This window comes from Leucobacter denitrificans (assembly GCF_014396385.1).
GTDB lineage: Bacteria > Actinomycetota > Actinomycetes > Actinomycetales > Microbacteriaceae > Leucobacter > Leucobacter denitrificans.
Genome location: NZ_CP060716.1, coordinates 1963484 through 1987258 on the forward strand (window position 1 = coordinate 1963484; position 23775 = coordinate 1987258).

Annotated in this window: 24 protein-coding genes and 3 tRNA genes; 13 read left to right on the plus strand and 14 right to left on the minus strand. The window is 60.4% G+C overall.

Annotated features, from left to right (window positions below; genetic code table 11):
* The first annotated feature begins 40 nt into the window (after positions 1 to 40).
* From H9L06_RS09475 to H9L06_RS09490, 4 genes are all read left to right on the plus strand, one after another.
* Positions 41 to 1045 (plus strand): DsbA family protein, encoded by a 1005-nt coding sequence (locus H9L06_RS09475; protein ID WP_187554942.1) that lies wholly within the window; start codon positions 41 to 43, stop codon positions 1043 to 1045.
* Positions 1046 to 1081: 36 nt separating this feature from the next.
* Positions 1082 to 1157: transfer RNA gene (locus H9L06_RS09480), tRNA-Thr, on the plus strand.
* 223 nt (positions 1158 to 1380) lie between these two features.
* The gene (locus H9L06_RS09485) at positions 1381 to 4944 is read left to right on the plus strand and encodes an HtaA domain-containing protein (protein ID WP_187554943.1); all 3564 of its coding nucleotides are present in this window, start codon (positions 1381 to 1383) and stop codon (positions 4942 to 4944) included.
* A gap of 7 nt (positions 4945 to 4951) precedes the next feature.
* The gene (locus H9L06_RS09490) at positions 4952 to 5815 is read left to right on the plus strand and encodes an HtaA domain-containing protein (protein ID WP_187554944.1); all 864 of its coding nucleotides are present in this window, start codon (positions 4952 to 4954) and stop codon (positions 5813 to 5815) included.
* A 106-nt stretch (positions 5816 to 5921) separates the two neighbouring features.
* Here the strand turns inward: H9L06_RS09490 and H9L06_RS09495 are convergent, their stop codons facing one another.
* The 5 genes from H9L06_RS09495 to H9L06_RS09515 all read right to left on the minus strand — a co-directional run bounded on the left by H9L06_RS09495 (position 5922) and on the right by H9L06_RS09515 (position 10489).
* The gene (locus H9L06_RS09495) at positions 5922 to 6446 is read right to left on the minus strand and encodes a DUF2165 family protein (RefSeq protein WP_187554945.1); all 525 of its coding nucleotides are present in this window, start codon (positions 6444 to 6446) and stop codon (positions 5922 to 5924) included.
* Positions 6443 to 6631, minus strand: coding sequence for a DUF4177 domain-containing protein (locus tag H9L06_RS09500; protein ID WP_187554946.1), 189 nt, complete (start codon positions 6629 to 6631; stop codon positions 6443 to 6445). The genes H9L06_RS09495 and H9L06_RS09500 overlap by 4 nt, the downstream gene beginning before the upstream one ends.
* Positions 6632 to 6832: 201 nt before the next feature.
* Positions 6833 to 8452 (minus strand): chaperonin GroEL, encoded by a 1620-nt coding sequence (groL, locus tag H9L06_RS09505; protein WP_187554947.1) that lies wholly within the window; start codon positions 8450 to 8452, stop codon positions 6833 to 6835.
* A 169-nt stretch (positions 8453 to 8621) separates the two neighbouring features.
* Positions 8622 to 9227 carry a hypothetical protein gene (locus H9L06_RS09510; protein ID WP_187554948.1) on the minus strand — a complete coding sequence of 202 codons (606 nt, stop codon included), beginning with the start codon at positions 9225 to 9227 and terminating at the stop codon, positions 8622 to 8624.
* A 122-nt stretch (positions 9228 to 9349) separates the two neighbouring features.
* Complete coding sequence (locus tag H9L06_RS09515) at positions 9350 to 10489, minus strand: heme/hemin ABC transporter substrate-binding protein (protein WP_187554949.1); 1140 nt, start codon at positions 10487 to 10489, stop codon at positions 9350 to 9352.
* Between the two features lie 137 nt (positions 10490 to 10626).
* Here H9L06_RS09515 and H9L06_RS09520 point away from each other — a divergent pair, with 137 nt between their 5' ends.
* The 3 genes from H9L06_RS09520 to H9L06_RS09530 all read left to right on the plus strand — a co-directional run bounded on the left by H9L06_RS09520 (position 10627) and on the right by H9L06_RS09530 (position 12603).
* A complete protein-coding gene (locus H9L06_RS09520; protein ID WP_187554950.1) occupies positions 10627 to 11694 on the plus strand; it encodes a FecCD family ABC transporter permease in 1068 nt (355 codons plus the stop codon).
* Positions 11694 to 12515: a heme ABC transporter ATP-binding protein gene (locus H9L06_RS09525; protein ID WP_187554951.1), complete on the plus strand. Its 822-nt coding sequence runs from the start codon at positions 11694 to 11696 to the stop codon at positions 12513 to 12515. Before H9L06_RS09520 ends, H9L06_RS09525 begins: the two co-directional genes overlap by 1 nt.
* A gap of 15 nt (positions 12516 to 12530) precedes the next feature.
* Positions 12531 to 12603: transfer RNA gene (locus tag H9L06_RS09530), tRNA-Ala, on the plus strand.
* Positions 12604 to 12648: 45 nt separating this feature from the next.
* On the opposite strand, the gene H9L06_RS09535 is transcribed toward H9L06_RS09530, so the two are convergent.
* Positions 12649 to 13332 carry a hypothetical protein gene (locus tag H9L06_RS09535; RefSeq protein ID WP_187554952.1) on the minus strand — a complete coding sequence of 228 codons (684 nt, stop codon included), beginning with the start codon at positions 13330 to 13332 and terminating at the stop codon, positions 12649 to 12651.
* On the minus strand, positions 13329 to 13796 hold the full coding sequence (locus tag H9L06_RS09540; RefSeq protein WP_187554953.1) for a MarR family winged helix-turn-helix transcriptional regulator: 468 nt from the start codon (positions 13794 to 13796) through the stop codon (positions 13329 to 13331). Before H9L06_RS09540 ends, H9L06_RS09535 begins: the two co-directional genes overlap by 4 nt.
* A 102-nt stretch (positions 13797 to 13898) precedes the next feature.
* On the opposite strand from H9L06_RS09540, the gene H9L06_RS09545 reads away from it, so the two are divergent.
* Positions 13899 to 13973, plus strand: a tRNA-Lys gene (locus tag H9L06_RS09545).
* Between the two features lie 188 nt (positions 13974 to 14161).
* On the opposite strand, the gene H9L06_RS09550 is transcribed toward H9L06_RS09545, so the two are convergent.
* From H9L06_RS09550 to H9L06_RS09555, 3 genes are all read right to left on the minus strand, one after another.
* The gene (locus H9L06_RS09550; RefSeq protein ID WP_187554954.1) at positions 14162 to 14365 is read right to left on the minus strand and encodes a cold-shock protein; all 204 of its coding nucleotides are present in this window, start codon (positions 14363 to 14365) and stop codon (positions 14162 to 14164) included.
* Between the two features lie 249 nt (positions 14366 to 14614).
* Positions 14615 to 14737 (minus strand): hypothetical protein, encoded by a 123-nt coding sequence (locus H9L06_RS11930; RefSeq protein WP_281381605.1) that lies wholly within the window; start codon positions 14735 to 14737, stop codon positions 14615 to 14617.
* Positions 14738 to 15660: 923 nt separating this feature from the next.
* Entirely contained in the window at positions 15661 to 15837 is a 177-nt protein-coding gene (locus H9L06_RS09555; RefSeq protein WP_187554955.1) for a hypothetical protein, read from the minus strand.
* Positions 15838 to 15990: 153 nt separating this feature from the next.
* Between H9L06_RS09555 and H9L06_RS09560 the strand changes: the two genes are divergently transcribed.
* From H9L06_RS09560 to H9L06_RS09575, 4 genes are all read left to right on the plus strand, one after another.
* Positions 15991 to 16404, plus strand: a complete 414-nt coding sequence (locus tag H9L06_RS09560) for a VOC family protein (RefSeq protein ID WP_187554956.1) — start codon at positions 15991 to 15993, stop codon at positions 16402 to 16404.
* A gap of 9 nt (positions 16405 to 16413) precedes the next feature.
* Positions 16414 to 16899 carry a helix-turn-helix transcriptional regulator gene (locus tag H9L06_RS09565; RefSeq protein WP_187554957.1) on the plus strand — a complete coding sequence of 162 codons (486 nt, stop codon included), beginning with the start codon at positions 16414 to 16416 and terminating at the stop codon, positions 16897 to 16899.
* A gap of 93 nt (positions 16900 to 16992) precedes the next feature.
* A complete protein-coding gene (locus H9L06_RS09570; protein WP_187554958.1) occupies positions 16993 to 17625 on the plus strand; it encodes an HdeD family acid-resistance protein in 633 nt (210 codons plus the stop codon).
* 19 nt (positions 17626 to 17644) lie between these two features.
* Positions 17645 to 18274 carry a hypothetical protein gene (locus tag H9L06_RS09575; protein WP_187554959.1) on the plus strand — a complete coding sequence of 210 codons (630 nt, stop codon included), beginning with the start codon at positions 17645 to 17647 and terminating at the stop codon, positions 18272 to 18274.
* A gap of 134 nt (positions 18275 to 18408) precedes the next feature.
* Here H9L06_RS09575 and pstB read toward each other — a convergent pair whose 3' ends face one another.
* The 4 genes from pstB to pstS form a co-directional block, all read right to left on the minus strand.
* Entirely contained in the window at positions 18409 to 19188 is a 780-nt protein-coding gene (gene pstB / locus H9L06_RS09580; protein ID WP_187554960.1) for a phosphate ABC transporter ATP-binding protein PstB, read from the minus strand.
* Positions 19189 to 19229: 41 nt separating this feature from the next.
* The gene (gene pstA, locus H9L06_RS09585; protein WP_187554961.1) at positions 19230 to 20114 is read right to left on the minus strand and encodes a phosphate ABC transporter permease PstA; all 885 of its coding nucleotides are present in this window, start codon (positions 20112 to 20114) and stop codon (positions 19230 to 19232) included.
* A 2-nt stretch (positions 20115 to 20116) separates the two neighbouring features.
* A complete protein-coding gene (gene pstC, locus H9L06_RS09590) occupies positions 20117 to 21052 on the minus strand; it encodes a phosphate ABC transporter permease subunit PstC (protein ID WP_187554962.1) in 936 nt (311 codons plus the stop codon).
* 95 nt (positions 21053 to 21147) lie between these two features.
* Positions 21148 to 22248: a phosphate ABC transporter substrate-binding protein PstS gene (gene pstS / locus H9L06_RS09595; RefSeq protein WP_382336782.1), complete on the minus strand. Its 1101-nt coding sequence runs from the start codon at positions 22246 to 22248 to the stop codon at positions 21148 to 21150.
* 207 nt (positions 22249 to 22455) lie between these two features.
* On the opposite strand from pstS, the gene H9L06_RS09600 reads away from it, so the two are divergent.
* Positions 22456 to 23697: a CapA family protein gene (locus H9L06_RS09600; RefSeq protein WP_246454363.1), complete on the plus strand. Its 1242-nt coding sequence runs from the start codon at positions 22456 to 22458 to the stop codon at positions 23695 to 23697.
* Positions 23698 to 23775: the final 78 nt, after the last annotated feature.

Below are 23775 nucleotides of genomic sequence, written 5' to 3' on the forward strand. Positions count from 1 at the left end.
CCGATTTCGCACCCCGTGCGATCTGCAGAGGAGACAAATCTTGTCGAATGAAAGCTCGTCGAGACCGACGAAGAATGAGCGCCGCGCCGCGGCCCGCGAGCAGGCACGTCTCGCACGCGAGGCCGAGAAGAAGCGCGAGAAGCGCAACCGCCTGTTTATTCAGGGCGGTGTCGTGCTCGGTGTTATCGCGGTTCTCGCGATCGTCGGTCTCGTGCTCACCCAGTCGCTTAAGCCCGCTGGCCCGGGGCCAAAGAACATGGCATCGGGTGGCGCGATCTTCACCGAAGACCTCAAGGTCATTCCCGGTGATCGCCTCGAAGACCCCGCGGCACAGCGCATCGCCCCAGTTGTGGATCGCGAATCGGTGCCACTCGACGTGAGCATCTATGTCGACTACATGTGCCCGGCCTGCGGCAACTTCGAGCAGCAGAACGGCACGATGCTCGAGAACTATGTTGGCAGCGGTGACATCACGTTGCGTGTGTACCCAATCAACTTCCTCGACGGACAGTCGCTCGGTACCAAGTACTCGACCCGCGCCGCTAACGCGTTCGCGTGTGTCGTCGACGAGCAGCCAGACTTCGCATTCGCGCTGCACACCCGCCTGCTGAGCGCAGAGGTGCAGCCGTCTGAGGGCACAACCGGACTCGACGACAAGCAGCTGCTTGAAGAGGCCGTCGCCGCTGGTGCTGAACCCACCACCCAGCTGCAGAATTGCATCCGCGAGCGCTCGTTCGCCGGGTTCATCGATGGGAACAATCAGTGGGCAATGACTGACCTTGTGGGCATTGCCGAGGGCGAACAGCTCATTGCGAGCACCGACAACCAGGGCAACCCGGTCGCATTCCAGGAGGCCGATGGGCCGCAGCGTCTCGTGAGCACGCCGCTTGTGCTTGTGAACGGTAAGCAGTGGAACGGTGCGCGCGACGGTTCGCTCGAGTCCTACATCTTGAAGGTGAAGGGCGAGATCGAGTCGGCCATGGCCGCAAACGGCGAAGAAACTGAGGCTGAGGATTCGGCTGAGGATTCGGCGACAGAGGAATAATCTGAGTAGACTAGGGGAGGCGATTTTATCGCCGATGCCGACTTAGCTCATCTGGTAGAGCAGCGCCCTTGTAAAGCGCAGGTGATCGGTTCGAGTCCGATAGTCGGCTCCAACAGGTGAGGCCCCGGTGAAAGCCGGGGCTTCACTTATTTTCGACCTTTTTCTAGAATTCTCGGCGGTTCGTCTACCCCGGACTTGCATCATCAGATGATATTCGTCAGACTATCTTTTGGTAACTGAACTTAGGTATGCCTCAGTTCGTCTCGATGCTCGGTCATCGCTTGCGTTCGTGCGCGCGCGTAGCCCCCTGCCTTCACTCAAGGAGAAAACTCATAGTGAGTACACTCGCCGCCAGACCGCGCCGCGCAGGCGTGGCCTTACTGGCCATCGTTACGTCATTCCTGGTGATTCTGAGCGGCATGTTTGTCGCTCCCGCCGCGCACGCTGCTCCTGGAGCTGTACTCACGGCAGCAACTGTCACTCCTAATGCGGTTACAGGGCTCACGATCGAAGCCAGTTTCTCTGGAGTCCCAGACTCACCCTTGCCGCCATACCAAAGTGATGGAGTGTACCTCACTTTGGTTGAGCAGGGTGCGGTAGTTGCTGTCGATGGCACTGATTGGGTCACTGGGGACGAAATTGTCGCTAGATCAGGAGTTGCATCCTTCACTGCAGCTCCAGGTGTATTAAATCGAGGCACGCAATATGAACTCTTGATGTGGCATGCACATTCAGAGCCAACAAGCGAAACTATTATTCTTCGTCAGGGTCTGACGATAACCGAAGATCAGTGGGACATCGTATTCCCTCCGGCGACGCCAACGGAGACAACAACGGCACTTAATGTGACGCCAGCTTCCGTCGTTGAGGGTGGCACAGTAACGCTCACCGCAACAGTTACTCCCGCTGAGGCAGCAGGGTCAGTTGCGTTCCACAATGGTGGGACACAGTTTGGTGGCACACAGACCGTTGCTGGCGGTGTTGCAACACTTGCGACAGCATCGTTGCCAATTGGTGCGAACACGGTTACAGCCGTATTCACTCCGGCCGACGCGCAGACGTTCAGGGCATCGACATCATCCGCATTAGTCGTGACTGTGTCAGAGATGGAGGACCCCGCTCCTGTTGGTCCGTCGGTTGAGGTTGTGGGTTCGGTGTCGGATCTTGACCCTGAGGCTGAGACTGTTGTGACGGTGAAGGGTTCGGGCTTCTTGCCTGACGCGCCTGGGACGAGCGGTGCTCGTCCGCCGTTGGCGGGACAGTTCTCTGGCGCATATGTTGTGTTTGGTTCGTTTGCGGATGTGTGGAAGCCTTCTGCCGGAGCTCCGAGTTCGAGTCGTGTTGTGCTCGAGCAGAAGTGGGCTGTTCCTGCTGCGAGCATGAGCATGATTGGCGGCGCTGGTTCGGGAGCGATTGAGCTGCAGGCTGACGGTTCGTTCGAGACCACGTTGGCGCTGTCGCCGGATGAGTCGAAAGCGATTGCTGATGGGACCTACGGTATAGCGACGTACTCGGGAAGTGGTGCGAAGTATGCTCCGTTTGAGACGTTCACACCAGTCACCTTTGCTGAGCCTGTTCCTGTTGGTCCGTCGGTTGAGGTTGTGGGTTCGGTGACGGATCTTGACCCTGAGGCTGAGACTGTTGTGACGGTGAAGGGTTCGGGCTTCTTGCCTGACGCGCCTGGGACGAGCGGTGCTCGTCCGCCGTTGGCGGGACAGTTCTCTGGCGCATATGTTGTGTTTGGTTCGTTTGCGGATGTGTGGAAGCCTTCTGCCGGAGCTCCGAGTTCGAGTCGTGTTGTGCTCGAGCAGAAGTGGGCTGTTCCTGCTGCGAGCATGAGCATGATTGGCGGCGCTGGTTCGGGAGCGATTGAGCTGCAGGCTGACGGTTCGTTCGAGACCACGTTGGCGCTGTCGCCGGATGAGTCGAAAGCGATTGCTGATGGGACCTACGGTATAGCGACGTACTCGGGAAGTGGTGCGAAGTATGCTCCGTTTGAGACGTTCACACCAGTCACCTTTGCTGAGCCTGTTCCTGTTGGTCCGTCGGTTGAGGTTGTGGGTTCGGTGACGGATCTTGACCCTGAGGCTGAGACTGTTGTGACGGTGAAGGGTTCGGGCTTCTTGCCTGACGCGCCTGGGACGAGCGGTGCTCGTCCGCCGTTGGCGGGACAGTTCTCTGGCGCATATGTTGTGTTTGGTTCGTTTGCGGATGTGTGGAAGCCTTCTGCCGGAGCTCCGAGTTCGAGTCGTGTTGTGCTCGAGCAGAAGTGGGCTGTTCCTGCTGCGAGCATGAGCATGATTGGCGGCGCTGGTTCGGGAGCGATTGAGCTGCAGGCTGACGGTTCGTTCGAGACCACGTTGGCGCTGTCGCCGGATGAGTCGAAAGCGATTGCTGATGGGACCTACGGTATAGCGACGTACTCGGGAAGTGGTGCGAAGTATGCTCCGTTTGAGACGTTCACCCCAGTCACCTTCACGGTGAAGACGGGTCCGTCAGCAACGACTTCGCTGCCTAGAGTTACTTCGGCTGGTCTAGAGGTGGGCGTGAAGGCCTCGAATCTCCCAGGCGATGTTTACGCAGCCATTATTGAACGTGGAACGGAATCAGAAGTCTCGACCGATGAGGGTTATGTTGCCTTCATGTACCAGCCACCTGTTGTAAATGGGTCCTCTGAATTCACGCTCGTTGCGCCCAAGGGCAACTTAGACCGGAGCAAGCAATACGAGGTGATCATCTGGAAGTCGCACAACGGCGTCAACGCAAGCACCCTCTATGCCCGTTCAAATATCAACATGACTGACGAGCTTTGGGACAAGCTTGCAGGCACCGTAACCCGGCCGCCAGCAACCAAGCCAACCCCGAAGCCGGCAACGCCGTCGCAGCAGGCGGGCTCACTGTCGTGGGGCGTCTCGTCGAACTTCGCTGACTACGTAACGAACCCGAACCGGCCAGGCGGCATGTCAGGTGGCCGTATCGACACCAGCGGTGTTGGTAAGAGCGGCGGCGCGTTCCTCTTCCCGCAGGCAACTGGCGGATCGTGGAACAAGTCGACCCAGACCGGTTCAGTGCAGTTCTCGGGCATCGTGACGTTCTACGCGCACCACGGTGGCATCAACCGTAGCTTCGCGAATCCCGTGATTACGGTGTCGAGTGCAACTTCGGGATCGATTTCGGTGAACGGCGCATCCTACGCGTTGAACCTCGCAGCTGGTTCGACGTCGGTTGGTTCGAACGGTGAGGTTACCTGGAGCAATGTTCCGGTGAACGGCTCGATCAGCGGCGGCGGCGATGGCGGCGGCGGATCATTCACACTGGACTCACTGAGCTTCACTGTCGGGGCTGCGAGCTCGATCCAGTATGGATCCACCACCCAGACTAAGGAAAAGGTTGAGCGCGAGGCCGCGGCAACGCCCCCGACCACCGACGGCATCACGGTCGTGACCCCTGAAGACGAGCTCGTCGCCGGCGGCGAGATCGAAATCAAGGCGCCTGGATTCGAGGCGAACGAGCGCGACATTCTCGTGGTGCTGTACTCCGACCCGATTGTGCTCGACCGCAAGGCCGGCGCGAACGAGTCGGGCGACGTGCGGTGGATCGGCACCCTGCCCGAAGACCTCGAGCCAGGCGAGCACACCATCACGCTTCAGGGCAGCATCGATGCGGGCGCGGTGATTACCGTGGTTGACGCTGACGAGAAGAAGACTGAGACCCTCGAACAGGCTGTCACAACCAGCGCGGACGGTTCAGCTGAGGCAGTCTTCGCCGAGGTCGCGGGCGCAAGCTCTGACTCGGCATGGATGTGGTGGGTTGGCGCAGGCGCGCTGCTCCTCCTCGCAGCAGCCATGGGCGTGCTCGTCGTGAACCAGCGCCGCAACGCGGCAGGAAGAGACGTCTAAGCACCGTATGAATAGCGAATACATGGTGAAGAAGCAGCGCTCGCGGGCAGCCGCAGCAGGCATCACCGCAGGTATCATCGCGGCTGGTAGCTTGCTGCTCAGCCCGGCGGGCCCCGCGGCCGCCCACGACGGACATGACCATGAGGTCGCAACGTGCGCAGTCGACTCCGCTGAGCTGCGCTGGGGTGTCAAAGAGAGCTTCCGCAACTACATCAGCGGCAGCATCGCGAACGGCGAGTGGATCACGGAGAACGGTGTGACATACGAGACCCCGGCGTTTAGCTGGGCGAACGGTGTTGGCTCGTTTGCATCTGACCTCAGCGAGGGATCTATCGAATTCACCGGTGACATTCACTTCACCGGCCACAACGGCGGCCTCACGCTTGATGTCTCGAACCCTAAAATCGTCTTCACAGGGCCTGACGCCGCGCAGCTCGTGCTCGACATGGGCGAGGCCGACGAGACGGGCAACGTCGCATATGAGCGCGTCGTCGCCGCAAAGGTGGATCTCGCGGGTTACGACGCAGGTGACGGTTCGACGCTGACGGTCGAAGAAGCGCCAGTCGCGCTCACGGCTGAGGGCGCAGACGCGTTCAACGGGGAGTACGGCGATTACTACGCCGGGCAGGAACTCGATCCACTCGCCCTGAACCTTGCGTTCTCGGGCTGCGACCTCGCATCTTCTGAAGCGACTCCCGCGCCGAGCGAAGAGCCCGAGGAGACCGAAGAAGCGAAGGTACCGATCTCGGAAGACGTGGAGGAGAGCGAATTCCCATGGCTCCCCGTTGCGATCGGCGGCGTTGCACTCATCGTGATCGGTGTGACCACCGGCATGCTAATAGCCGGCAACAAGAAGAAGCCGAAAGCGTAAGTAACGTGATGTGATCCACACTCTGTGACTCACGACGAGGCCCCTCACCGCGCAACCGCGCACGGTGAGGGGCCTCGTCGTTATATTGACCGACTTCGGAGCGACATTACTCCTGTGCTGTAGCCGCGTGGGACTCCCGCGGAGCCTCATTCATCGCGAGCAGCGCGGCGAAAGCGGCCCACAGGATTGCGAGCGGCATTGCCGTGTCCTTGCCGTTCCAACTGCTCGACTGCCACATCGCGAACCATTCGGACCCGATCACGATGAATCCGACGAACCAGATGAGCAGGCCAACGCCGTACGAAGCGTAGCCCCACGAACGCGCGCGATCATATACAGCGACGCCAGCGTTGCGGGCGAGGTAGAGCTTCACGCCGCCGACGAGTCCGAGTAGCGCGAAGATGCCCTCGGCGATGATGATGCCGATGTATCCGACCGTCCAGATCCACGGTGCCGTGAGCGCACGCCACATGAGCGCGTTGCCCTCGAACGTCGTGTCCATGGAGAGCACGTGCTTGACGAATTGGTAGTTAGAGTCGTAATCCATGAGATTGCCCATGAAGACGAAGAGGCCGAATAGGCCAGCGATGAACACAGTGAATGCTTGGAGTATGCGGAGCGGACGTTTCATTTCTTCACCTTTCGCGAAAACACCAGATCGATACGTGGTTCGGCGTGATTCTCGAACGAAACGGCCTGTACGAACTCCCATCCGTCTCCTGCCCGTTCGCGAACCACCTGCTGATAATCCTTGGCGAGCAGCGATCCCTCTCGGCGACGCTGCACGGCAATGCTGACAAACGAATATTCCTTCATGCGGGACCTCCTTGGCGCTTAGCATCGCAGTAATCAGGGGTTTTAGTGCTCATTCAGGCGCGGTTGTCGAAAATCGATGAGATCGCTATGTGTGGATCGAAGTACCTTTTCCGCCCTTGGTCGGTCTGGTTCGCGGTGCCACAAAACGCAAGGCGGGGCCGCACCTTTCGGTGCGACCCCGCCATTTGCAATCAGTGGGACTTAGAAGTCCATGCCTGCGCCTGGGTCAGCTGGCATAGCCGGTGCTGGCTCTGGCTTGTCTGCGACAACTGCCTCGGTGGTGAGGAAGAGGCCAGCGATCGAAGCTGCGTTCTGCAGTGCCGAGCGGGTCACCTTCACCGGGTCATTGATGCCTGCAGCAAGCATGTCGACGTACTCGCCGGTTGCAGCATTGAGGCCCTGGCCGATAGGAAGCTCAGAAACCTTGTGAGCAACAACGCCTGGCTCAAGGCCAGCGTTCATTGCGATCTGCTTGAGCGGAGCCTCGATAGCAACGCGCACGATGTTCGCGCCGGTTGCCTCGTCACCCTCGAGCGAAAGCGACTCGAATGCCTTAGCGCCTGCCTGAATGAGTGCAACGCCACCGCCGGGGACGATGCCCTCTTCAACTGCAGCCTTTGCGTTACGCACTGCGTCTTCGATGCGGTGCTTGCGCTCCTTGAGTTCAACCTCGGTCGCAGCGCCAGCCTTGATCACTGCAACGCCACCAGCGAGCTTCGCGAGGCGCTCCTGGAGCTTCTCACGGTCGTAGTCGCTGTCGGTGTTGTCGATCTCGCGGCGGATCTGCTGAACGCGACCCTGGATCGCCTCTTCTTCGCCGCCACCCTGGATGATGGTCGTCTCATCCTTGGTGATGATGACCTTGCGTGCGGTGCCGAGCATGTCGAGGGTTGCGTTCTCGAGCTTGAGGCCAACCTCTTCGGAGATGACCTGGCCGCCGGTGAGGATCGCGATGTCCTGGAGCATTGCCTTGCGGCGATCGCCGAAGCCTGGAGCCTTGACGGCAGCCGACTTGAAGATGCCACGGATCTTGTTGAGCACGAGGGTAGCGAGTGCTTCGCCCTCAACGTCTTCAGCAATGATGAGGAGCTGCTTGCCCGACTGGATTACGGGATCGACAACTGGGAGCAGATCCTTGATGTTCGAGACCTTGCTGTTCACAACGAGGATGTATGGCTCCTCGAACACGACTTCCTGGCGGTCTGCGTCGGTGACGAAGTATGCCGAGAGGTAGCCCTTGTCGAAGCGCATGCCCTCGGTGAGCTCGAGCTCGGTGCCGAAGGTGTTCGACTCCTCAACGGTGACAACGCCTTCCTTGCCGACCTTGTCGATTGCCTCTGCAATGAGGGCACCAATCTGCTCGTCAGCTGCCGAAATCGAAGCGGTTGCTGCGATCTCAGCGGTGGTCTCGATCTCCTTCGAGTTAGCGTGCAGCTCGGTGATAACTGCTGCCACAGCCTTCTCGATGCCCTTCTTCAGGGAGATGGGGTCGCTGCCCGCAGCAACGTTGCGGAGGCCCTCGCGCACGAGTGCCTGTGCGAGTACGGTAGCGGTGGTGGTGCCGTCGCCTGCTACGTCGTCGGTCTTCTTTGCAACCTCCTTGACGAGCTCAGCGCCGATCTTCTCGTACGGGTCGTCGAGCTCGATCTCCTTAGCGATGGACACACCATCGTTGGTGATCGTGGGAGCGCCCCACTTCTTCTCGAGAACAACGTTGCGGCCGCGTGGGCCGAGCGTCACCTTGACGGTGTCAGCGAGAATGTTGAGACCACGCTCGAGGCCACGACGTGCCTCTTCGTCAAAAGCAATCATCTTTGCCATGTAATTTCGCCCTCCTGGACGTGTTCGGAGCTGCGGTGGAACCAGCCGGCATCCACGCGCGGATTTAGCACTCAGTCGATCCGACTGCTAACCACAATTTTGGCACTCTCCTGCTGTGAGTGCAAGAAGAGGTGCTCGCCTAAAGCGAACGCACCGAAGTTAGTCCGAGTTATCCTTCGTCTTTGCCGGGGCCCGCATAATCGGTGCCGAGCAGAACGACGAGTCTGGCCCCGTATTCGGTGTAGTCGGTTGAGGGGTAGGTGGAGATTCCGCCGAGCTCGCTTGCAAGACCCAGTGCCGCTGACTCGTCAGCGGGATCCGCAAAGAAGACCGCTGAGATCGTGACATCGGAACTCGCTGCGGGAGCAGCTGCCAGAATGGCGCCGAGCTGCTGCTCGGTGATGATTGGTGCGAGCCGCAGCGCGAGCTCACCGTCTGCCGACGTTCCATCGAGCAAAACGACCGTCGCCTCTGGATCGAGTTCAGCAGACACTTTCGGTGCCTCCTCGGTGGGCTTTTGCGTCTCAGAAGGCAGCGGAGGCAGGCTGCCCGTGGTGTTCGCGATGTTCACGCCAATGATGCCAGCGGCGGTGAGCAGCGCTGCGCCAGCAAGGGTGATGAACACATACAGCCAAAACACCTTGGGCTGCGCCGTAACGCGGTGGGCCCCAACGCGACTCGAACGGGGAATATCGTCGAATCGGTCAGTCGGGTAGCTCTGAGTCGCAGTGCCGCGAGTTCGCTCGCTCCGCGCTGCCTCATGCTGCTGTGTCACCCGTGTCCTCCGGTGGTATCAAACTTCAATTCGGTGTGGATCGTGCCACAGCCTACCGACCTAGAATAACCCGACCGGCTGCAAACAATCTTCAGGACACTGGGCTGGTCGATCCGCCCGACTTACCCGAGCGAATCAGGAGCATAGATCGCGCGCGCCAGAGCGTCGATCACATCGGGGATGCGTGGGCCGCTCGCAAAAATCTTCGCATCGTCGATGTCGATAATGCGTCGATGCTCACCTGCAGCCGTGAGTGCGATGCTCGGTTGTGCCTCGAGCAGCCCATCGACACCGTTGGTGCTGTCGAGTCCCTTCGTCATCACAATGATGATGTCGGGGTTCATATCTATGAGTGCCTCGTCGGTCATTGGCCGCTGACCGACCCATCCGACTTCTTCAGCCACGTCGACCACGCCCAGCGAATCAAAGAGTGAGTCGACGCTGCTGCCCTCACCGAAGAGGTAGAAAATTCCCGATCCACCGCGAACATAGAGGAAAGCGACGCGGGGGACCTTGCTTTCGTCAGTGGGAATGAGGCGCGCGACCTCGGCTTCTTTTGCTGCGATCGCTGCTTCGACCGATGCATTGAGCTGATCGGCTGCCGAGGCAACACCGAGTGCGGCAGAAACCTGCTGAATTGCTTCAGCGCTGGTCTCGGGATCGACCGAGCGATCGATCACGACAACAGGGATACCGGCGTTACGCATCGTGTTCACGAAGTCGATGCCACCGATGCTCAGGTCGGTGAGAATGAGCGTCGGCTCAAGGCCCAGGACCGATTCGGCCTCAATATCGTGACCAGAGCGCACGACGAGCGGCAGATCTTCGACGCCGGGGAACTCAGTGGTCGCGTCGCGACCCACCAGTTGATCGCTGAGCCCGAGCGTGTAAATAATGTCGCTGAGCGTGCCGGTCAGCGAGATAGCGAGCACGCGTGACGTGTCGGTGATCTCGACCTCGACATCACCCGCGCGATCTTTCGACATCACGGTCGTGGGGAGCACAGCCTCGGGGGTTTCCTTGAGCGGCTCGATGCTCGGGGAACCAACGAGGGCGGTTGTGGCGCCCTCGTACGTTCTCGGATTGTCGACAGGAGTGACTGAATCGAGCGGAGGTAGCTCCACCGTTGTGCTCGACGCGCTCGTCTCTGCTGGGCCTGCGGTCTGGCAACCGGTCAAAGCGATCGCGAGACCGAGTGCGAGAGCAGTGCCAGCGCGGGCGCGCGATGAGCGAGACGCCCGACGGGCGTGTGAGTGAAGCATCAAGTTCCTCCAAAAGGTGCCGGAGTAAGCTTAACCTTTGAAAGATATGATGAAGTGAGAATTTTCTCAGTCAACACGTTTGGTCGGGCGCTTTTTCGCGCCGCACAGAACTTCAATGTAAGGATCACCGCGCGCGCATGAACAGCCCCGATCGCACCGTGCACAAGCGTCACGGACGTCGCGTCCCGCTGCTCTACGTCGTACTCTCGGTGCTGCTCGTGTTCGGCGTGCTCGTCTCGGCTGGCACCGGCCAACTCGCGATCCCACCGCAGGAGGTGCTCGGGTCGATCCTGCATCGCATCGGAATTGACTGGCTGCCGCTGCCGAGCGTGAACGCGGGGGACCAGGCGCTCTGGGCGATCCGCTTCCCGCGCGTCGCGATGGCGGTGCTCGTTGGTATTGGGCTCGCGGTCTCGGGTCTCGTGATGCAGGCGATCTTCGGCAACCCGCTCGCTGAGCCCGGCGTTATCGGTATTTCTTCGGGTGCTGCGGTCGGTGCTGGCATCTCGATTGTCTTTGGCCTCACGGTGTTCGGCGAGTGGACCACCGCGGTCCTCGCGTTTCTCACGGGTCTCGCGGCAACGCTCGTCGTGTACGTGATGAGCCGCGCCGACGGCCGCACCGAGGTTGTCACCCTCGTGCTCACCGGTATCGCAGTGAACGCAATCGGCGGCGCGGCCATTGCAGGGCTCACCTTCGTCGGCGACACCCAGTCGCGCGAGGCCATCGTGTTCTGGCAGCTCGGCAGCCTCAAGGGCATGGGGTGGACCCAGGTCATGATCGTGACCCCGATCATCGCGATCGGTCTCATCGCCGCATATCTCTCGGGCCGCAAGCTCGACCTCCTCGCACTTGGCGAGCGCAACGCACGGCACCTCGGCGTGAACGTTGAATTATTGCGGATCGGCATGATCCTTGTCGTCTCTCTACTTGTTGGGGCGGCCGTCGCGTTTGCTGGCATCATTTCGTTTGTGGGCCTCGTGATCCCTCACCTCATGCGCATGATTATGGGACCCGCGCACCTTCCGCTCATCACCGCTTCTGCGCTCGCTGGCGCGCTGCTCATGACCCTCGCTGACCTCGCAGCTCGCACGATCGTGCCTATGGCTGAATTGCCAATCGGCATTCTCACCGCGCTCGTCGGTGGCCCGTTCTTCTTCTGGCTGCTCAGGCGCACACGCAAGCGCTCGGGAGGGTGGGGATAATGGCCGCGCGACACATCGGGCTCCCCACGCGGGTCGCCGCCGGAACCGTCGTTTACTCAGCGACCGGCATCACGCTCGAGCGCGGCAGGCGTCGCCTGCTCGACGAGGTGAACCTTGAGGTGCGTGCGGGTGAGGTGCTCTCGCTGCTCGGGCCGAATGGCGCGGGCAAGTCGACACTATTGCGGATCCTCTCAGGCGATCTTGAGCCCGACGCTGGCACCGTGATGTTCGGCGGCCGCAACCTCAAGGAGTGGTCGTTGCTCGACCTCTCGCGTCGACGCAGCGTGCTGTTGCAGGACAACCAACTGCTCTTCCCGTTCACGGTTCATCAGGTCGTCGAAATGGGGCGTGCTCCCTGGCGGCGCACAGCACTCGAAGACGAAGACAATGAGGCGATTAGCGAGTCCATCGAGGCGACCGACATCGGTCACCTCGGGAGTCGGCGCGTACCCTCGCTCTCGGGTGGCGAGCGAGCGCGCACAGCCTTTGCCCGCGTCATTGCGGGTCGCACTGGCATGCTCATGCTCGACGAGCCAACCGCTGCGCTCGACCTTGGTCACCAGGAGGCAGTGCTCACGCTTGCGCGCGAGCGCGCCGCAGAGGGAGATGCGGTGCTCATCGTGCTGCACGATCTCAACCTTGCCGCCGCGTACTCCGACCGCATCGCGCTGCTGCGCGAGGGCCAACTTGTCGCTTGTGGCGAGCCGTCTGAGGTGCTCAACGCAGAGACATTGAGCGAGGTGTATCGCACCCCGGTCGAGGTGATCCCGCACCCCACCACCGGGCACGGCATCGTGCTGCCGATCCGTAGTCAGGGCTGATAATCTGGCCCGTACGGGTCTTTAGCTCAGTTGGTAGAGCGCGTCGTTCGCAATGACGAGGTCAGGGGTTCAATTCCCCTAAGATCCACTACTGGTCCACCATTGATCTGACATCGTGACGCTGGGCGCCCAGTCACCGCGCACTCAGCGATGCGCGAACCGTTTCAAGGAAGGCGGCCGGGTCGTCGGCCCAGAACCTGAGCACGGTGATCTCGTGGGTGCCGCCCTTCGGATGTAGGCCAGGTAGTTGGATCTTGGTCGGTCGTTCGAAAGAGATCTCAAGGTTCGTCTCGTGCGAGATTCTCACCGCGCAGACGGTTTCGTCTCCTTCGACGAACACTCGGCCTTTGATACGGTCTGGATCATTCGGATCCACTGCCGTGTCAAACCGCCTGATCGAAGCGAATTCGTCCCAGGGCACGAAAATGTCGAGTTCCAGCCCCTCACGCACGCGAATTCCCTCAGCTGAAACAGTGTGTGGCCGGGTAAGGAACGCGCAGAGCAAACCGATCATCCAGGTCAGCCCCCAGATGCCAATTGCGAGGAAGAAGATGCGCACGGGAAGCCAGCGGTGCACGATCGCATCGAGAATCGGGATCTCGACTGCCGAAAGCACCATGAAAATGATGAGAACGGTGAGCACCGGGCGATGGTAGGTGAAGCCGCGACCTCCGATAGGGATCAGCGGCTTTCGTGCGATTGCACGCCACAGGCTCACGTAGATGCGCAGTTCGACTTTCACCGCACGTTGCGCGAGGTTGCCAGCCCTGCGCCAGAACGAAGCAGCAGGGAGTGTGGGCGGGAGCGACGTTGTCACTTTTCCTCCCACTCAATGTCGCGGTAGGTCACTTCCTCGCCGCTCACGAGTGCATTCAGGCGAGCGAGGACAGCGTCGATGCCACGTTCGAATACTCCGCGGTCTTGGGGATCGACAGCCTGCAGGAGCAACTCGGAGAGTCGTGCGTGATCTTCGCGCATGCGGCTCATCATGCGCGAGGCTTCGTCCGTGAGCGTCACGAGCACGGCCCTGCGGTCCCCCGGGTTCGGGGCTCTGTATACGTAGCCGGTAGCCTCCAACCCATCGACGAGCGCGGAGATGTTTCGTGGGGTCGAGCCCAGCGCTTCGGCAAGGACTCGCTGGGGTGACGGGCCCGAATGCAGGAGAACCCAGAGCAGGTGCACGCGGGGTTCAGTGAGAGTGGTGCCTGCGAACGAGCGCTGTGTGTCCTCGTGGAGCAGGCTGCTGATCGCTAGGAGTCGGTCGAGGATAGTGGATCGCACGTTAGTTACAGTAGCACATAGTTACATTCGGTAATTAAAAAGCTGTGGAGAATATGGCTCAGGTTTTTTTGGCCCGAGAGTTTCGGTAAGCTACTGGGGTTGGCCCCTATAGCTCAGCGGTAGAGCTACGGACTTTTAATCCGCAGGTCGCAGGTTCGATCCCTGCTGGGGGCACCACCACAAATAAGCAAAATGCCTGGTCAGAAACATTTCCTGTCTGGGCATTTTAATTGTCTCATTATCCGCAGGTCGGCGTGGGGCATACGTGGGGCTGGCCTAGTGCTGGCCCCTCACTTGACTATTCGGGAAAGCAAAGGGCGGGGTAGCCAGAAATCTGACAGCCCCGCCCTTGCTGAGTTCAGCAGTTACAGTACGAGAATATTCGCAGCCTGCATGCCCTTCGGGCCGCGTTCTGCATCGAAGCTAACCTTCTGGTTCTCTTCGAGGCTGCGGAAGCCTCCACTGTTGATCGCGCTGAAGTGCGCGAACAGGTCCGCGGTGCCATCGTCGGGTGAGATGAAACCGAAGCCCTTGTCGGAGTTGAACCATTTGACGGTGCCTGTGGCCATGACGTCGTTCCTTAATTGTCTGGGATCACGAATGATCAATATCTGCACGGGGATTCCCATGCGCAAGTGATGCTTGTTGGTGGTACGCGTGAGCTCGCATCAGTTCTACGCGTGAGGGGCGGTGATTCAAATACTGTTCAACCGTCTGGTTGAGCTTTCAAGTCGGTCCGAGATTGCTCGGCAGAAACGCAACTTCCTGTGCCCCTCCGATAGATACTACACCAGTAGGTGGAATGCCCCGGCATATGTCTACTTGCGGTTGCTGAGCAGTGTGGCTGCTGCCTGGTTTTTGATCCGCTTCGCCGCCTTCTTCTCTTTCGCGGTTGATGCTGCGGGTTTCTTGACGGCCTTCTGGCCTTTGTCTTTGGACATCTCTGTGTCCTCATTTCCGGGCGTATGCGCCCTTCCCCGACCATAGCCCATCAGTGTGTGGGCTTCACAGCTAGGAGTTCGCTTTGGCGATCCTCATCAATCACGCGCCCTGTGGGGCGGCAAGAACGGTATGAAGCATGGCCCCACCGTGAGAGAGCTACTGCAGCATACGCAGACACGGAGCGACATGTACCGGGATTCCCATGCTGTCGATATTGTGCTTGTCGGCTCTGATTCAATCGAAACCGTCAAAGTTACTCATTCCACTTATTTCAGGGATGGATCGATGCCGCTCATTGAACGTTCTCTTAGAGAGCCTTCATCGCTCTAGGTCATTTTGACATGATGCCCCGTGTCCTCGATTTTCGGAGTTGAGGGTGCGGGGCTCTTTTCGTTCTGATTGCTGGCAGTGTTCACAGGCTCGGTTTCAAGGACTCGGTGCGAGGTATCGTCAGGGTAGAGGCACAAGAACTCTTGAGCCTCAATAGAAAGCAGGGACATAATGTCCGACGAAAAGCGAAATCCTAACACTCAGAACATGGCTGAGAAGCCCGCTGAGAAGCGCGATGACAAAGACCAAGCCACGGAGAAGGGGAAGGTTCAGAGCCGCCCCAGCGCCGAGTAACGGACTCAGAGATTCCTGAGCCCTGCACCTACCATCTCGGTGGGTGTAGGGCTTCTTTAAAATTATCATCGTCGATGAGATGCACGGAGCATCCCTCAGCATCGTTACTCATGTCTCCACTGTTCGTGTCCGGAGTGGGTTCCTGCGTTGTCGGCGAAACGGGCTGAGTGTGTTCGCCGCTTGCGCAGCCCAACGGCTGTCAGCCGCGAGCATTATTTGATACGGCTCTGAAAGTAGCGAAGCGAGTGAAAGGTCATCGGTGGCGAACCGTGAGCACATCCCTACCGCGAGCACATCCCTACCCGTAGGGGTTCACGGTCGGCTCGTGGTCTTCGAGGTCGCGAATCAGCGCTGGGTCTTCGTCGCCTTTGCGCGGATCCACATCGTCATCTGAGTGGTCGGTCGCCCCGTCCATGACGGGCTCGTCGAGCGTCTCCTCGGGCTTTTCGTAGTCCTCGGGTTTCTTCTCGTTCATGATGTTTCCAATTCCTCCACATCGAAGTTCTGATTGAGTAAAGCTTGGAACAGTCCGCGACGCACTTGAAGGGGGTTGCGCGAGGCGTGACAGATGTGCAATTGATCAGAAATCAAGAAGTCAAGACGAGCCCGCGCGCATAGTGTGGTGCACATGAATATCACTATCCACACCACAGTTCTTCCGCACATTGACCCCGAAGCATCACTTGCCTTCTATCGCGACGCACTCGATTTCGAGGTGCGCAGCGATGTGGGGCAGGGTGAAATGCGGTGGATCACGGTTGGTCCAAAGAACCAGCCCGAAACCTGCATTCTGCTCGCGCCGCCGTTCGCCGACCCAGGTATCACCGATGATGAGAAGCGCGTCGTTACCGAGATGATGGCGAAGGGCACATATGGGTGGATCATGCTCGCCGCCCCAAACCTCGACGAAACGTTTGAGCGCGTGCAAGGCCACGATGTTGAGGTCGTACAGGAGCCGACCGACCAGCCGTATGGCACCCGGGATTGCGCATTCAGAGATCCGGCAGGCAACATGGTGCGCATTCAAGAGGTCGCCGGGTAACCTACGAACATGTGCCACTCCGAGTGGGCGAAAGCCAAAGAGGCAGAGCGCGCCAAGCAGAGCTTCGCTGATCTGTCGCGTCTCCGTCGCGTGCGCGACCGCATAGACCGTGAATATGCGAAGCCGCTCAATGTCGAGGAGATCGCTCGGGCAGAGCACATGTCTGCGGGCCACTTGAGCCGGCAGTTCAAAGAGGCCTACGGTGAGTCTCCGTATGCGTATCTCATGACGCGGCGCATCGAGCGAGCGATGGCGCTCCTTCGGCGCGGCGACATGCTCGTCACCGACGTCTGCATCGAGGTTGGGTGTGCTTCGCTCGGCACCTTCACCACTCGCTTCACCGAGCTGGTGGGCATGTCGCCCGGCGCGTTTCGTCGCGCGGCGGCGAGCGAGGCGGCGGGTCCTGAGGCGGTGGATCCCGCACCTCGTGAGCCAGCCTCACTTCAGGGCGTGCCAGCGTGTATCGCGAAGCAGGTCGCGCGCCCCGTGCGTTAGAAGTCCGACCCAGGCAGTGAGCATCCCACCTGTTCGCTGATGGCTCAGAAACAGCGGGAACACAGCCGCAGCCGCATACACTTGCCGTGAATCGTGAGCGCAACACGCCTCGCGAATGCGATCAGCAGGGAGGAGATGCGCATGACCTGGGAGCTCATTCCCGACGCGTCTGGCCCGCAGAACACGCCGGGTAACGGCAGCGGCAGCCCGAAGCGTAGCGCTAGTCCGCGGTGGGTCATGCTGCTCATCGGCATCGTGGTCGCGCTCCTCGGCGCTGCGCTAGTGGTGTGGCCGTTCTTCGCGGCGAGCCGCATCGTGGCGATCCTCGTCGGTGCAGCGCTCATCGCGAACGGAGTCGCGGCAATCGTCGGCACACCAGTGCGCGCGCTCGGCGCGCCAGCTGGCGTGCTCCTCATTGTTCTCGGGCTCTTCGCGCTCGCATTCCCTGAGTTCACAGTCAGTATGCTTGTGGGCTTTGTCGCGTTCTTGATGCTGCTGTTCGGCGGTATTTGGTTGCTCATCGCGATCCGTCTGCGCACGAGAATACGCCCCCTGTTCATCGTGCTCCCAGCGCTCGTGGTCGCTCTCGGTCTCGTCGCACTGTTCTTCCCCGCCGTCGCGCTCACGGTTGCGGCGCTCGCCGCGGGTGTGGTCACGCTCCTCATCGGTGGATCGATCGTCTGGGGTGCGCTCGCACTTCGCCGCGGCACGCTTCCCAGAGACTGAGAGTAACCTTGCTCCCCGTATGACACGACAGCATCAGAAACCTATACTTCAGCCAAGCGCTTCTTTCGATTGGATCATCGGCTCAGACGACCCCGGTGCCTCGCACCGCATTGCCCAAGAAACCTCGTGGGCGTTGCTCGATCGGGTGCGTGCGGTTGCGGATCCCGAGATTGTTGCCCGCGTACTCGAGGTCGCATCGGGCGAGGGCATCAACGACATTGCAGAGCTGTGGTCTCGCGAGAGCACCCACACGCTCGCTGGCGTGCTCTGGCGCATGTACCTCCTGCGCCGCATCGTCGCCGCTGACGCAGCGGGCGCGGCAGACCTCTTTGCTCGTGGATCGCAGCGCATCGGCACCATCGACCCGATCGTTGCTGGCGCACAGGAGCCAGTGTCACCTGAGTCCATCGCGGTGCTCTGTGATGCAATCTTGCGCGGCGCATTCGTGGGCGACCTCGGTGACGCGCTCGACCGGGCTGCATCGTATGCGCGCATCATGGCCGCGGGTGCGGCGGATCTTGCAGACGAGCGCGATCCACACGATGATGCGCACGGCAGCGTGCTCACAACCCGGGCGCTGCGGTACGCCTCAATTGCCCGCGAGCTCGATGCTGGAGCGGGACGCTGGCGCAACGGCACACTCGGGTAACACGCCGACTCCACACTTTACGAATCGCGCGTTACAATGGTGGCGCCGGGCCGCAGTAACCCCGGGCTCCAATTTTTGCCGCTTCGAGCGGCCTTCCGCCGAGAGGCGTCACTGCGGTTCGGCTTCTTAACGCCCTATCCGAAGCGACCCGACACGTAATCCTCGGTCGCCTGCACTGAGGGCGAGCCGAAGATTGTCGTTGTGTCGTTGTATTCGATGAGCTTGCCCGGCTTGCCGGTGCCCGCGATGTTGAAGAAGGCGGTTCGGTCGGAGACGCGCGAGGCCTGCTGCATGTTGTGCGTCACGATGACGATCGTGTACTGCTGCTTGAGCTCCTCGATGAGGTCCTCAATCGCGAGTGTTGAGATCGGGTCGAGCGCCGAGCATGGCTCGTCCATGAGCAAGACCTCTGGCTCGACGGCGATCGCGCGAGCGATGCACAGACGCTGCTGCTGGCCGCCCGAGAGACCGCCGCCCGGCTTTTCGAGGCGATCCTTCACTTCGTTCCACAGGTTCGCGCCCCGTAGCGACTTCTCGACGAGCGCGTCTGCATCGCTCTTCGAGATGCGACGGTCGTTGAGCTTGACGCCTGCGAGCACGTTGTCGCGAATCGACATGGTGGGGAAGGGGTTCGGGCGCTGGAATACCATGCCAACCTGGCGGCGCACGAGCACTGGGTCAACACCCGGGCCGTAGAGATCTTCGCCGTCGAGTAGCACCTTGCCTTCGACGCGTGCGCCATTGATGGTTTCGTGCATGCGATTCAGGGTGCGCAAGAATGTCGACTTGCCGCAGCCCGACGGGCCGATGAATGCGGTGACCGAGCGGGGCTCGATTGCGAGCGAGACATCCTCGACCGCGAGAAACTTTGAGTAGTAGACGTTGAGGTCTGAAACTTCGATGCGCTTCGACATGTGATGCTTTCTGTGGGGTGTGGATCGGGTCTGGCGTGCGCTCAGCGGGAGCTCGGTGAGAACTTCTTCGCGATGAGACGAGCGATGAGGTTCAGCGCCATGACGATGATGATGAGGAGCAGGGCTGCGGCCCATGCGCGCTCAATGAACGCGAATGCTGGGTTGCCCTGGTTTGCGAACTGGGTGTACACGTACACCGGCAGCGACTGCATGCGGTCGGCGAACAGGTTGTAGTTCATGCTCGCGGTGAATCCTGCGGTGATGAGGAGCGGCGCGGTTTCGCCGATGACGCGGGCAATTGCGAGCATGACACCCGTCGTAATACCTGCCATTGCGGTGGGGAGCACGATCTTGAGAATCGTGCGCCACTTCGGCACGCCGAGCGCGTATGACGCCTCGCGCAGCTCGTCGGGCACGAGTCGCAGCATTTCTTCGCTTGAGCGAACGACCACCGGGATCATGAGGACCGCGAGAGACACCGCGCCAACGATACCCATGCGCACTCCGGGGCCGAGGATGAGCACGAACGCCGCGTAGGCGAACAGGCCCGCGACGATCGAAGGAATGCCGGTCATCACGTCGACGAGGAAGGTGATGATCTGGGCGAGTCGACCGCGGCCGTACTCGACGAGATAGATCGAGGTCATGAGTCCTAGCGGAACCGAGATGATCGTCGCCGCAAGCGTGATGAGCAGCGTTCCGATCATCGCGTGAAGTGCGCCGCCACCCTCGCCGGTGATGTTGCGCATCGATGAGTTGAAGAATTCGACATCGAAACGTGCGACACCGTTCGCGACGACGGTTGCCGTGAGCGAAATGAGTGGAACGAGCGCGAGCAGGAAGGCGCAGGTGACGAGCACAGTCACGAAGCGGTCAGTGAACTTGCGGCGCCTGGTCGTCGAAGTGAGGGATCCGGTGAGAGACATAGTTACGCTCCAGCCTTTGCGTTCTGACGGCTCACGATCCACCGCGCTACCGCGTTCACGATGAAGGTGACGATGAAGAGAATGAGGCCGGTGGCAATAAGTACGTTCACATTTTCGCCGTACGCCTCTGGGAACGTGAGGGCGATGTTCGCGGCAATCGTTGACGGGTTATCGGAGGTAAGTAGCTCGAACGTGACATTGCCCGTTGCAGAGAGCACCATCGCGACGGCCATGGTCTCACCGAGTGCGCGGCCGAGGCCGAGCATGGCACCCGACACAATGCCGGGGCGGGCGAACGGAATTACCGACATGCGGATCATTTCCCACCGGGTCGCGCCCAGCGCGAGCGCCGCTTCCTCGTGCAGCTTCGGTGCCTGCAAGAACACCTCGCGCGAGATCGCCGTCATCACGGGAAGGATCATGACCGCGAGCACGATCGCTGCGGTGAGAATTGTGCGGCCGGTACCGGTAACGACACCGCCGAAGAGGGGGATCCACCCGAGGTACTCATTGATCCACACATAAATGGGACGAAGTGCGGGCGCAAGCACCAAAATGCCCCACAGGCCGTACACGACACTCGGGACCGCCGAGAGCAGGTCGATGAGGTAGCCGAGTGACTGCGCGAGCTTGCGGGGCGCGTAGTGCGAGATGAACAGTGCGATGCCGATTGACAGCGGCAGCGCGATTGCGAGCGCAAGGATTGCGGCCCACACCGTTCCAAAGATGAGGGGACCGACGTAACCCCAGAAGTTTGTGGTGAGAATCGACGCGGACTCACTGTCTGCGACGAGCGCGGGCAGACTCTGCACAATGAGAAATACGGCGACGGCGGCGAGAATGACAAGGATCATGCTCCCAGACACAACTGCTGTGCGTGAGAACACTCGATCGCCGCGGCTGAGCACCTTGCGCGATGCGTTCGTAACTGAGGTCACTAGGGGCGTGCTTTCCGGTGGGTCTGAATGAATGGGTAAAACACCAGTAGGCCGGATCGTTCCCTAGCGTAAGGAAACGATCCGGCCTGCATGGTTTAGCTGATCATGTCGACCGCTGCGACTGCCTTCTCGCGGAGCGTGTCAGAGATCGGAGCCGAGCCGGCTGCGGTCTCAGCGGCCTTCTGGCCCTCTTCGCTCACGATGTAGCTGAAGTACTCCTTGACTAGTTCAGCGTTTGCCTCGTCAGCGTACTGCTCGCAGCCGATGAGGTAGCTGATGAGCACGATTGGGTAGACGCCCTCAGCGGTGCTTGCGCGATCGAGTTCGATTGCGAGGTCACCCGCGCTGCGGCCGTCTTCGAGCGGTGAAGCGTCGACGATAGCGGCTGCTGCCTCAGGGCTGTAAGCGATGAACTCTTCGCCAACCTTCACCTTGACGGTGCTGAGGTCGCCAGCCTTCGATGCGTCAGCGTAACCAATGGTGCCAACGCCATTCTTCACTGCCTCAACGACGCCAGAGGTGCCCTGGGCTGCCTCGCCACCGCTGATCTCGGCTGGCCACTCCTCAACCGAACCTGCGGTCCATGCCTCTGGGGCAGCTGCTGCGAGGTAATCGGTGAAGTTGCCGGTCGTGCCCGACTTATCTGAGCGGTGCACCGCAACGATTGCCTGGTCAGGGAGTGAAGCATCTGGGTTCATCTCAGCAATGGCTGGATCGTTCCAGTTCGTGATCGAACCATTGAAGATGTTCGCCATGGTTGCGGCATCAAGGTTGAGGTCTGAAACGCCCTCAACGTTGAAGATAATCGCGATCGGCGAGATGTATGCGGGGATCTCAATGATGTCGTTCGTCAAGCATGCGTCGAACGGACCAGCTTCGATCTCATCGACCTTGAATGCGCGGTCAGAACCAGCGAATGCAACCGCACCCTGCTGGAGCGACTCACGGCCAGCACCCGAACCCGAGGGATCGTAGTTGATGGTGACGTCTGCGTTTGCGGTCTGGAAGCCAGCGATCCAACCTGACTGCTGCGCAGCATCCTGTGACGAAGCGCCAGCACCGGCGAGGGTGCCTGACAGTGATGACGCCTGAGCTTCGTCAGTTGCCGGTGCGGCTTCGTTCGCAGCGCAACCGGTGAGCATGAGGAGGGCGGCGCCTGCAGCAACCGCTACCTTCATTGAGGGTGAGAACTTCACGAGTGTCGTGTCCATTCTGATGTTGTTGAACTTCAGGAAAGTGATGGGATGTTGACCCAACACCCATAACGCTAAAGATCGGAAGTGGCCGCGAATTCACCTTTGGGTGAACGAGAGGTGAACTCGCTGTGACGTTTCGGCTCGAACCGCATGCGGATCCCGTCGTCGAAATATAGGCGGCACCGTATAGCCGCCTAGAATTAACACATGCGAAATAGGAGACTTCAGATCGTACGGGGTATGGGAGCTGGAGTCGCAGGCCTCGCGTTACTACTCGGGGCAGTGGGTTGCGCGCCTGAACCGGAGCCCGCGCCAGAGCCTGCTCCCGTTGCTCCTACGCCCGAGCCTGAGCCCGAACCAGAGCCAATGCCGGGCGTGGGGCCCGAATGCCCAACCAACCACTGCGTGAGTGTCGCGTTTGCAGGTGACTTCCTGTTCCACCAAGGGTTGTGGTCGCCATTTGCGATTCCGACAAATGACGCGGGGCAGAACTTTGATTTTATGCCGCTCTTTGAAGGTGCGAAGCCTTACCTAGACAAGGCCGACCTTGCGATCTATCAGCAAGAAACCCCGCTTTCTGCGCCGGGTGGGCCATACGCGGGGTTCCCGCTGTTCAGCACGCCGCCAGAGGTTGCAGACGCGGCCAAAGCCATTGGGTTTGATGTCGCCACGACCGCTTCGAACCACAGCGTCGACATGGGCACCGAGGGTCTCGTGCGCACGCTCGACAAGCTCGACGCGGTTGGCCTGCAGCACACCGGCACCTATCGCGCAGAGGGCGAGCGCGACGTTCCTCTCATCGTCGAGGCCAATGGGGTGAAGATCGCGATCATCACCTCCACCTACGGACTCAACGGTAACTATAGCGAGTTCCCGTGGCAGGTTGATTTTAGCGGCATCGACTTCGATCTCGACGTCGAGCGGTCTATCGAGAAAGCGAAGAAGGCGCGCGAGATGGGGGCCGATCTGGTGATAGGCATTCAGCACAACGGTGCCGAGTACTGGTCAGAACCCACGGTCGAGCAGACAGCCGATGCACACGCGCTCATGGACAGCGGTGAGTTTGACTTCATGTACGACCACCACACGCACTCGATTCAGCCCTTTGAGATGTACAACGGCAAGTGGATCCTCTACGGAACCGGCAACTTCATCAGCGAATCTGCCCCCGCCGACACTCAGGTCAACAACGAGTTCTTGCTCTCGCGCATTCAGTTCGCGAAGCAGGAAGACGGAAGCTGGACCACGAACGACCTCGCATGGACGGTCGCGACAAACACGCAGAATGGTGGGTACAAGTGGTGTTCAGTCGCAGCCGACGCACCGCAGGGCGTGTGCCAGTGGCCCGAGTTCGATGCGGGCGTGCTTGAGCGCACCCGCGCGACCGTCAACTCGATGGGTGCCGCCGAGCACGGCCTCCGCGAATGGTTGATTACTGAGGAACAGTAGCGTCCGATCGGACGGAGTGAGGCCCAAGCGCGCCTCGCCTGCTAGGCAGGGGACCCCGCGCGTCTTGCACCGCGCGCT

Excerpts from the sequence above, each read along its gene's own strand:
- H9L06_RS09490 (WP_187554944.1), top strand. The coding sequence starts at position 4,952 with ATGAATAGCGAATACATGGTGAAGAAGCAGCGCTCGCGGGCAGCCGCA.
- H9L06_RS09495 (WP_187554945.1), bottom strand. The coding sequence starts at position 6,446 with ATGAAACGTCCGCTCCGCATACTCCAAGCATTCACTGTGTTCATCGCT.
- H9L06_RS09500 (WP_187554946.1), bottom strand. The coding sequence starts at position 6,631 with ATGAAGGAATATTCGTTTGTCAGCATTGCCGTGCAGCGTCGCCGAGAG.
- groL (WP_187554947.1), bottom strand. The coding sequence starts at position 8,452 with ATGGCAAAGATGATTGCTTTTGACGAAGAGGCACGTCGTGGCCTCGAG.
- H9L06_RS09515 (WP_187554949.1), bottom strand. The coding sequence starts at position 10,489 with ATGCTTCACTCACACGCCCGTCGGGCGTCTCGCTCATCGCGCGCCCGC.
- H9L06_RS09520 (WP_187554950.1), top strand. The coding sequence starts at position 10,627 with ATGAACAGCCCCGATCGCACCGTGCACAAGCGTCACGGACGTCGCGTC.
- H9L06_RS09525 (WP_187554951.1), top strand. The coding sequence starts at position 11,694 with ATGGCCGCGCGACACATCGGGCTCCCCACGCGGGTCGCCGCCGGAACC.
- H9L06_RS09550 (WP_187554954.1), bottom strand. The coding sequence starts at position 14,365 with ATGGCCACAGGCACCGTCAAATGGTTCAACTCCGACAAGGGCTTCGGT.
- H9L06_RS11930 (WP_281381605.1), bottom strand. The coding sequence starts at position 14,737 with ATGTCCAAAGACAAAGGCCAGAAGGCCGTCAAGAAACCCGCAGCATCA.
- H9L06_RS09555 (WP_187554955.1), bottom strand. The coding sequence starts at position 15,837 with ATGAACGAGAAGAAACCCGAGGACTACGAAAAGCCCGAGGAGACGCTC.
- H9L06_RS09560 (WP_187554956.1), top strand. The coding sequence starts at position 15,991 with ATGAATATCACTATCCACACCACAGTTCTTCCGCACATTGACCCCGAA.
- H9L06_RS09565 (WP_187554957.1), top strand. The coding sequence starts at position 16,414 with ATGTGCCACTCCGAGTGGGCGAAAGCCAAAGAGGCAGAGCGCGCCAAG.
- H9L06_RS09575 (WP_187554959.1), top strand. The coding sequence starts at position 17,645 with ATGACACGACAGCATCAGAAACCTATACTTCAGCCAAGCGCTTCTTTC.
- pstB (WP_187554960.1), bottom strand. The coding sequence starts at position 19,188 with ATGTCGAAGCGCATCGAAGTTTCAGACCTCAACGTCTACTACTCAAAG.
- pstA (WP_187554961.1), bottom strand. The coding sequence starts at position 20,114 with ATGTCTCTCACCGGATCCCTCACTTCGACGACCAGGCGCCGCAAGTTC.
- H9L06_RS09600 (WP_246454363.1), top strand. The coding sequence starts at position 22,456 with ATGCGAAATAGGAGACTTCAGATCGTACGGGGTATGGGAGCTGGAGTC.